Source organism: Stenotrophomonas sp. 3diitr2024, from assembly GCF_042136455.1.
Taxonomy (GTDB): Bacteria; Pseudomonadota; Gammaproteobacteria; order Xanthomonadales; family Xanthomonadaceae; genus Stenotrophomonas; species Stenotrophomonas sepilia.
Map to the genome: position 1 here is coordinate 1 of NZ_JBHHMJ010000755.1, position 8,228 is coordinate 8,228.

An 8,228-nucleotide genomic window follows, 5' to 3' on the forward strand; every position below is an offset into this window, starting at 1 on the left:
GAGAGGGGCTTGCGTGCGAAGTAAAGGAGGAGGTGACGGCCGCAGGCCGGCGCCGGGGGACATTCGCACGCAAGCCCCTCTGCCCCCCGCGCTCGACCAACCCGCTTCTGCTTGACCGTGCAATCAAAAAAGCGCGGCCCCGATGTTCCGGAGGCCGCGCCAGGAGAGAGAGTGCCGTGGAAGGGGCGGGTGTCAGAACACGAAGCTGACGCCGGCCACCGGGCCCTTGAACTCCTGCTTCAGGCCGATGGTGCCGTCGCTGCCCTTCTTGTCCGCATCGAGCTTGAACCAGTCGTAGCCGGCGAACACACCGAAGTTCCTGGTGAAGCGGTAATCGACGATGGCGTTGGCGCGGCTCAGATCGCCCTTGTAGTCATCGAAGCTGCCCCAGCGCGTGTTGAGGTACTGGCCCTGCAGGGTGATCATCCACTTCTCGGACGGGGTGAAGCTCAATCGCGCACCGACCACCGGCGCCACGCCGTCGGTCTTCTCGTTGAGGAACTGGCCTTCGTACACGGTGCCGAGGTCGGCGTAGGCCTTGGTGCTGACCTTGGCGTACTCGGCACCCAGCTGCAGGCCGAGGTCGAACGTATCGGTGTCCACCACCGAGTAGTCATAGACCAGGCTGGCCACCTGGTACTTCAGTTCGCCCTTGACGAAGCTGCCGGACGGCACGTTGACGTCACCGAAGGAGATGTCCTGGCCGAGGGTCTCGCGGCGGTCCTTGTCGTACTTGAAATAGTTGAACAGCAGGCGCTGGCGGTTGCTGATGCGGAACATGCCGTCAATGCGCGGCTCCCACTCCTTGCCACCCAGCTTGAAGTCCTCGGAGAAACCGATGTCCTGCCCGGCGACATTGGTCTTGCCGCGGAGCGTGTTGTCCGAGTCGATGTTCATCGCACCCAGGCGCAGGGCAAAGCGGTCGTCGCCTTCGGCGGCGTGGGCGGCGGTGGCGAACGAGGCGCCGGCGGCGAGCAGGGAGAGAGCGAGCAGGGTGGGTACGGGGCGCATCGAAGAGTCCTTGCAGTGGTTCATCAGAATGAAGACCACTGTGCCGGACAGGCCCGTCCACCATCCGTGAACGTATGGTCCACGGCATGTGCACGGTTCAGTGCTGTCGCGACGATGCAAAAAGATGGCCCCGGAGACGGGCTTCGGGGCCATCGTGGGACCTGCGGGGTGGAGCCGACGAGGATGCTGCAGGCAGGTCGAAAGATCGGACCCGCGCATCCGGCGAAAGTTCCTCGCCTGCGACCAAAGTTCAATACTGCGGTGCAGCATCATGCGGACGTCATTGTCCCCCGGGTGGTACGCAAAAATGTAACCGTTACCGCAACTTGCGGCTTCCCGGGATGAACAGGCAGCGGTTGTCTCGCAAATTGTCCCATTGCTATAATTTGGCGGCTCGATGAGGCCTCCCTGCTGTAGCCGCCTCAGCCTTCCACTTGCAACCACGCGGGACGTCCTGTGCTGAACTCCGTTGATGCGGGTCGGCGACTGATGCTGCGCGCCGCGGTCTACCCGCTGGCCGCGGTCGCTGTCCTGGCCCTGGCCTTCCTGCTGGTCGGTCCGAAATATGCCCTCGGCGCGCTGGCGTCCGGTGTGGCCATTTCGGCCGGTGGCTGGGTGGCGGCAAGGATGGCGCTGGGGGGGGGTGCGGTGGCCGCAGGATCGGCGATGGCTCGCCTGATCATTGCGATCGTGGCCAAGTGGGTCGTGGTTTTCGGCGTCCTGCTGGTGGGGTTCCTGGTCTTCAAGCTGCCTGCATTGGCGCTGTTGGCCGGTATCGCCGTCGGCTTGATGTTCCAGGTCCTGGCGATGGCCAGGCGTTGACAGAATTCAATTAACTGAAGGTTCCGGACACATGGCGGGCGAGGCTCTAACCCCTACCAGCTACATCCAGCATCACCTGCACAACCTGACCGCGCCGGTCGGCAAGGGTGAGGGTATGTTCTGGCATATCCACGTCGATACCTTCCTCACCGCGGTCCTGATGGGCCTGGTGATCGTTGTCGCGTTCTGGCTGGGCACCCGCAAGGCCACCGCCGGCGTGCCGGGCAAGTGGCAGGCCTTCGTCGAGATCTGCCTGGAGTTCGTCGACCGCCAGGCCAAGGACACCTACCACGGCAAGAGCAAGCTGGTCACGCCGATCGCCATCACCATCTTCTTCTGGATTCTGCTGATGAATCTGCTGAAGATGATCCCGGCCGATTTCATCGCCAAGCCGCTGGAATGGGTGGGCGTGCACTACTGGAAGCCGGTGCCGACCGCTGACGTCAATGCCACCCTGGGCATGGCCATCAGCGTGTTCTTCCTGATGCTGTTCTTCGCACTGAAGTCGAAGGGCCTGGGCGGCTTCATCAAGGAATTCCTGACGGCGCCGTTCGGCAAGTGGATGATGCCGTTCAACCTGATCCTCAACATCGTCGAGTGGCTGAGCAAGCCGATCTCGCTGGCGATGCGACTGTTCGGCAACATGTTCGGCGGCGAAATCGTGTTCCTGCTGATCTGGGTGCTGGGTGGTGCCGGTTTCTTCGGTGCCATTGCCGGTGGTGTGTTCGGCCTCGGCTGGATGCTGTTCCACCTGCTGGTGATCCCGCTGCAGGCCTTCATCTTCATGATGCTGTCGATCGTGTACCTGAGCCTGTCGGAAGACGCTCACTGAGTTTCAAGCTTCAACGCGTTTCAACCTTCATCCGTTTCATCACCCTTAGCAACTTAAGTTCCTGGAGATAACCATGTACTTCGCCGTCCTGACCAACTTCGCGCAGATTCAGAGCTCCACCGCCCTTGCCGTCGGCATCATGATCGGCCTGGCCGCGCTGGGCGCCGGTCTGGGTCTGGCCATCATGGCTGGTAAGTTCCTGGAGTCGGCCGCCCGCCAGCCGGAACTGATCCCGGTCCTGCAGGTCCGCATGTTCATCACCGCCGGCCTGATCGACGCCGCGTTCATCATCTCGGTCGCCGTTGGCCTGCTGCTGGCCTTCGCCAACCCGCTGTCGGCTGCCTTCGCTGGCGCCGTCACCAAGGCTCTGGCCGGCTGATACAGCGGTTTGAGACGACCGGGTGCTGATGCACCCGGTTTCGGATGAAGGCCGGATGTGCCGCTTCGGCGGCGCGTCCACCCCGAAACCAGCGATCGAGCTAACCATGAATATCAATTTCACCCTTCTTGCGCAGGCGCTGGCCTTCGCTGGTCTGATCTGGATCATCGCGACCAAGATCTGGCCGCCGCTGATGAACGCGATCGAAGAGCGCCAGCAGAAGATTGCTGAAGGCCTCGCTGCTGCCGACCGCAGCCAGAAAGATCTGGCCCAGGCGCAGGAGAAGGTCAACGAAGCGCTGAAGGAAGCCCGCACCAAGGCCAACGAGATCATCGATCAGGCCCATGCGCGTGCCAACCAGATCGTTGATGCTGCCCGCAACGAAGCGATCACCGAAGCCACCCGTCAGAAGGAACTGGCCCAGGCTGAAATCGACGCCGCCGCCAACCGTGCCCGTGAAGATCTGCGCAAGCAGGTGTCCGCGCTGGCCGTGACCGGTGCCGAAAAGCTGCTCAAGCGCGAAATCGACGCCAACGCCCACAAGGCGCTGCTCGACGAGCTGGCCTCGGAGATCTAAGGATGAGCCAGGCCCTCACGCTTGCCCGCCCGTACGCCCGCGCCGCGTTCGCGACCGCGCGCGACGAAGGCGCGTTCGCGCCGTGGTCGGACGCCCTGGCGTTCTCCGCCCACGTCGCCGCCGACCCGCGCGTGGCGGCCCTGCTCGCCAACCCGGAGCTGGGTCGTGACGACGCCGTCGCCCTGCTGGCGCCGGTGTCCCACGGCGAGACCTACTCGCGCTTCCTGGCCATCCTGGCCGAATCGCATCGTCTGCCGCTGCTGCCGGAAATCTCCGGCATGTTCGACGCCCTGCGCGCCGAAGCCGAGCACGTGGTCAAGGCCACCGTCACCTCGGCTGCCGAGCTGTCGGCCGGCGAGCTGGACGCGATCAAGGTCGCGCTGCGCAAGCGCTTCAACCGCGAGGTCGACGTGACCACTGCGGTCGATGCTTCGCTGATCGGCGGCGCCGTGATCGACGCCGGCGACGTGGTCATCGATGGTTCGCTGAAGGGCAAGCTGGCCCGTCTGCAGACCGCGCTCGCTAACTGAATTCATTTAACGTCCGGCCCCGCTGCCGGCACTAGGACTTGACGATGGCAACCACGCTCAACCCCTCCGAAATCAGCGAACTGATCAAGAACCGCATCGAGAAGGTCAAGCTGGCCGCGGAATCGCGCAACGAAGGCACCGTGACCAGCGTGTCCGACGGCATCGTGCGCATCTTCGGTCTGGCCGACGTGATGCAGGGCGAAATGATCGAACTGCCGAACAACACCTTCGCCCTGGCCCTGAACCTGGAGCGCGACTCGGTCGGCGCCGTGGTCCTGGGTGACTACGAGCACCTGCGCGAAGGCGACGTCGCCAAGACCACCGGCCGCATCCTGGAAGTGCCGGTCGGTCCGGAACTGCTGGGCCGCGTCGTGAACGCGCTGGGCGAGCCGATCGACGGCAAGGGCCCGCTGGGCACCGACCTGACCGCTCCGGTGGAGCGCGTTGCTCCGGGCGTGATCTGGCGCAAGTCGGTCGACCAGCCGGTGCAGACCGGTTACAAGTCGGTCGACTCGATGATCCCGATCGGCCGTGGCCAGCGCGAGCTGATCATCGGTGACCGCCAGACCGGCAAGACCGCCATGGCGATCGATGCGGTGATCAACCAGAAGGGCACCGGCATCAAGTGCGTGTACGTTGCGATCGGCCAGAAGGCGTCGACCATCGCCAACATCGTGCGCAAGCTGGAAGAGAACGGCGCGCTGGCCCACACCATCGTGGTGGCCGCGACCGCTTCCGAATCGGCTGCCATGCAGTACATCAGCGCCTACTCGGGCTGCACCATGGGTGAGTACTTCATGGACCGCGGCGAAGACGCGCTGATCGTGTATGACGATCTGTCCAAGCAGGCCGTCGCCTACCGCCAGATCTCCCTGCTGCTGAAGCGTCCGCCGGGCCGCGAAGCCTACCCGGGTGACGTGTTCTACCTGCACTCGCGCCTGCTGGAACGCGCTGCCCGCGTGTCCGAGGAATACGTCGAGAAGTTCACCGAAGGCAAGGTCACCGGCAAGACCGGCTCGCTGACCGCGCTGCCGATCATCGAAACCCAGGCCGGCGACGTGTCCGCCTTCGTTCCGACCAACGTGATCTCGATCACCGACGGCCAGATCTTCCTGGAAACCGACCTGTTCAACGCCGGCATCCGCCCGGCCGTGAACGCCGGTATCTCGGTGTCGCGCGTCGGTGGCTCGGCCCAGACCAAGATCATCAAGAAGCTGTCGGGCGGTATCCGTATCTCGCTGGCCCAGTACCGTGAGCTGGCTGCGTTCGCGCAGTTCGCCTCGGACCTGGACGAAGCGACCCGCAAGCAGCTGGAGCGTGGCCAGCGCGTCACCGAGCTGATGAAGCAGAAGCAGTACGCGCCCATGTCGATCGCCAACCAGGCGCTGTCGATCTACGCCGTCAACGAGGGCTACCTCGATGACGTGCCGGTCAACAAGCTGCTGGCGTTCGAAGAAGGCCTGCACGCCCACTTCGCCAATACCCAGGGCGAGCTGATCAGCAAGGTCAACGCTACCGGCGGTTGGGACAACGACATCGAAGGTGCCTTCAAGAAGGGCATCGCCGAGTTCAAGACCACCGGCAGCTGGTAATCGCGGTCCTGTAGAGCGGAGCCCCAGGCTCCGCTGGACCAGATGACAAACGGTTGAACAACGCGGGGCATCAGCCCCGCGCCACGGGAAACAAGAGATGGCAAGCGGACGCGAAATCAAAACCAAGATCAAGAGCGTGCAGAACACCCGCAAGGTGACGCGCGCCCTGGAAATGGTCTCGGCCTCCAAGATCCGCAAGGCGCAGGATCGGATGAAGACCTCGCGTCCGTACGCGCAGGCGATGAAGCAGGTGATCGGTCACCTGGCCCAGGCCAGCACCGACTACCAGCATCCGTTCCTGGTCGAGCGCGAGCAGGTCAAGCGGGTCGGTTTCATCGTGATCTCCTCCGATCGCGGCCTGGCCGGCGGCCTGAACAACAACCTGTTCCGCAAGATGCTGGGCGAAGCCAAGGCATGGCAGGACAAGGGTGCCGAAGTGGACCTGGTGACCATCGGCCAGAAGGCATCGACCTTCTTCCGCCGCGTGAAGGTCAACATGGTCGGCAGCGTGACCCACATCGGCGACGTGCCGAAGCTGGAATCGCTGATCGGTGTGATCAAGGTCATGCTCGACGCCTTCACCGAAGGCAAGATCGACCGCGTGTACCTGGTCTACAACCGCTTCGTGAACACCATGGTGCAGAAGGCCAGCTTCGATCAGCTGCTGCCGCTGCCGCCGGCTGAGAAGCAGGTCGCTCACCACGACTGGGACTACCTGTACGAACCCGATGCCGCGACCGTGCTGGAGCACGTGATGACGCGTTACATCGAGTCGCTGGTGTACCAGGCACTGCTGGAAAACGTCGCCTCCGAGCATGCCGCACGCATGGTCGCGATGAAGGCGGCGAGCGACAACGCCAACAAGCTGATCGGCACCCTGCAGCTCGTCTACAACAAGGCGCGCCAGGCAGCGATCACCCAGGAAATTTCCGAAATCGTCGGCGGCGCGGCAGCAGTCTGACCGCGTTCGTTCAAAGCACACATTAGAGGATGCAGCAATGAGTCAGGGCAAGATCGTTCAGATCATCGGCGCGGTCGTCGACGTCGAATTCCCGCGTGAATCGGTGCCGAAGGTGTACGACGCACTGAAGGTCGAAAACACCGAGATCACCCTCGAAGTCCAGCAGCAGCTGGGCGACGGCGTGGTGCGTACCATCGCCCTCGGTTCCACCGACGGCCTGAAGCGCAACCTGGTTGCCGTCAACACCGGCCGCGGCATCTCGGTGCCGGTCGGCGCGGGCACCCTGGGCCGCATCATGGACGTGCTGGGCCGTCCGATCGACGAAGCCGGCCCGGTCGCTGCCAGCGACAACTGGGAAATCCACCGCGCTGCGCCGTCGTATGAAGACCAGTCCCCGGCCACCGAGCTGCTGGAAACCGGCATCAAGGTCATCGACCTGATGTGCCCGTTCGCCAAGGGCGGCAAGGTCGGCCTGTTCGGCGGCGCCGGCGTCGGCAAGACCGTCAACATGATGGAGCTGATCAACAACATCGCCAAGGCGCACAGCGGCCTGTCCGTGTTCGCCGGCGTGGGTGAGCGTACCCGTGAGGGCAACGACTTCTACCACGAAATGAAGGACTCCAACGTCCTGGACAAGGTGGCGATGGTGTACGGCCAGATGAACGAGCCGCCGGGCAACCGCCTGCGCGTCGCGCTGACCGGCCTGACCATGGCCGAGTACTTCCGCGACGAGAAGGACGAAAACGGCAAGGGCAAGGACGTCCTGTTGTTCGTCGACAACATCTACCGCTACACCCTGGCCGGTACCGAAGTGTCGGCACTGCTGGGCCGTATGCCGTCCGCGGTGGGTTACCAGCCGACCCTGGCCGAGGAAATGGGCGTCCTGCAGGAGCGCATCACCTCGACCAAGAACGGCTCGATCACCTCGATCCAGGCCGTCTACGTTCCCGCGGACGACCTGACCGACCCGTCGCCGGCGACCACCTTCGCCCACCTGGACTCGACCGTCACCCTGTCGCGTTCGATCGCCTCGCTGGGTATCTACCCGGCCGTCGATCCGCTGGACTCCACCAGCCGCCAGATGGATCCGCTGGTGATCGGCCACGAGCACTACGACACCGCCCAGCGCGTCCAGCAGACCCTGCAGAAGTACAAGGAACTGAAGGACATCATCGCGATCCTGGGCATGGACGAACTGTCCGAAGAGGACAAGCAGGCCGTGTCGCGCGCCCGTAAGATCGAGCGCTTCTTCAGCCAGCCGTTCCACGTGGCCGAAGTGTTCACCGGTTCGCCGGGCAAGTACGTGCCGCTGAAGGACACCATCCGTGGCTTCAAGGCCATCGTCGATGGCGAGTACGACCACCTGCCGGAGCAGGCGTTCTACATGGTCGGCGGCATCGAAGAAGCGGTCGAGAAGGCCAAGAAGATGGCCGAGAAGGCCTGATCCGGGACGGGCGGGAGCGATCCTGCCCGACCTGACGCCGGCGCCGGGCAACCGCCCGCGCCGGTGGGCCCCCCCCGTGG

9 protein-coding genes are annotated in these 8,228 nt (G+C 64.0%); 8 read left to right on the plus strand and 1 reads right to left on the minus strand.

Going from position 1 to position 8,228, the window contains the following annotated elements; translation table 11 throughout:
* Positions 1-192 precede the first annotated feature (192 nt).
* Complete coding sequence (locus ABGA94_RS19875) at positions 193-1,011, minus strand: hypothetical protein (protein WP_061479888.1); 819 nt, start codon at positions 1,009-1,011, stop codon at positions 193-195.
* Between the two features lie 456 nt (positions 1,012-1,467).
* Between ABGA94_RS19875 and ABGA94_RS19880 the strand changes: the two genes are divergently transcribed.
* The 8 genes from ABGA94_RS19880 to atpD all read left to right on the plus strand — a co-directional run bounded on the left by ABGA94_RS19880 (position 1,468) and on the right by atpD (position 8,148).
* Positions 1,468-1,833, plus strand: coding sequence for a hypothetical protein (locus ABGA94_RS19880; RefSeq protein WP_014648497.1), 366 nt, complete (start codon positions 1,468-1,470; stop codon positions 1,831-1,833).
* Positions 1,834-1,864: 31 nt separating this feature from the next.
* The gene (gene atpB, locus ABGA94_RS19885; RefSeq protein ID WP_010481316.1) at positions 1,865-2,665 is read left to right on the plus strand and encodes a F0F1 ATP synthase subunit A; all 801 of its coding nucleotides are present in this window, start codon (positions 1,865-1,867) and stop codon (positions 2,663-2,665) included.
* Positions 2,666-2,738: 73 nt separating this feature from the next.
* Positions 2,739-3,044, plus strand: coding sequence for a F0F1 ATP synthase subunit C (atpE, locus tag ABGA94_RS19890; RefSeq protein WP_005411133.1), 306 nt, complete (start codon positions 2,739-2,741; stop codon positions 3,042-3,044).
* Positions 3,045-3,150: 106 nt separating this feature from the next.
* The gene (locus ABGA94_RS19895) at positions 3,151-3,621 is read left to right on the plus strand and encodes a F0F1 ATP synthase subunit B (protein ID WP_005419512.1); all 471 of its coding nucleotides are present in this window, start codon (positions 3,151-3,153) and stop codon (positions 3,619-3,621) included.
* A gap of 2 nt (positions 3,622-3,623) precedes the next feature.
* Positions 3,624-4,151, plus strand: a complete 528-nt coding sequence (locus ABGA94_RS19900; protein WP_005411131.1) for a F0F1 ATP synthase subunit delta — start codon at positions 3,624-3,626, stop codon at positions 4,149-4,151.
* 44 nt (positions 4,152-4,195) lie between these two features.
* Positions 4,196-5,743 carry a F0F1 ATP synthase subunit alpha gene (gene atpA, locus ABGA94_RS19905; protein ID WP_005419511.1) on the plus strand — a complete coding sequence of 516 codons (1,548 nt, stop codon included), beginning with the start codon at positions 4,196-4,198 and terminating at the stop codon, positions 5,741-5,743.
* A 97-nt stretch (positions 5,744-5,840) separates the two neighbouring features.
* Positions 5,841-6,704, plus strand: a complete 864-nt coding sequence (gene atpG / locus ABGA94_RS19910; protein ID WP_005411129.1) for a F0F1 ATP synthase subunit gamma — start codon at positions 5,841-5,843, stop codon at positions 6,702-6,704.
* A 37-nt stretch (positions 6,705-6,741) separates the two neighbouring features.
* Positions 6,742-8,148 carry a F0F1 ATP synthase subunit beta gene (gene atpD / locus ABGA94_RS19915; protein ID WP_005419510.1) on the plus strand — a complete coding sequence of 469 codons (1,407 nt, stop codon included), beginning with the start codon at positions 6,742-6,744 and terminating at the stop codon, positions 8,146-8,148.
* Positions 8,149-8,228: the final 80 nt, after the last annotated feature.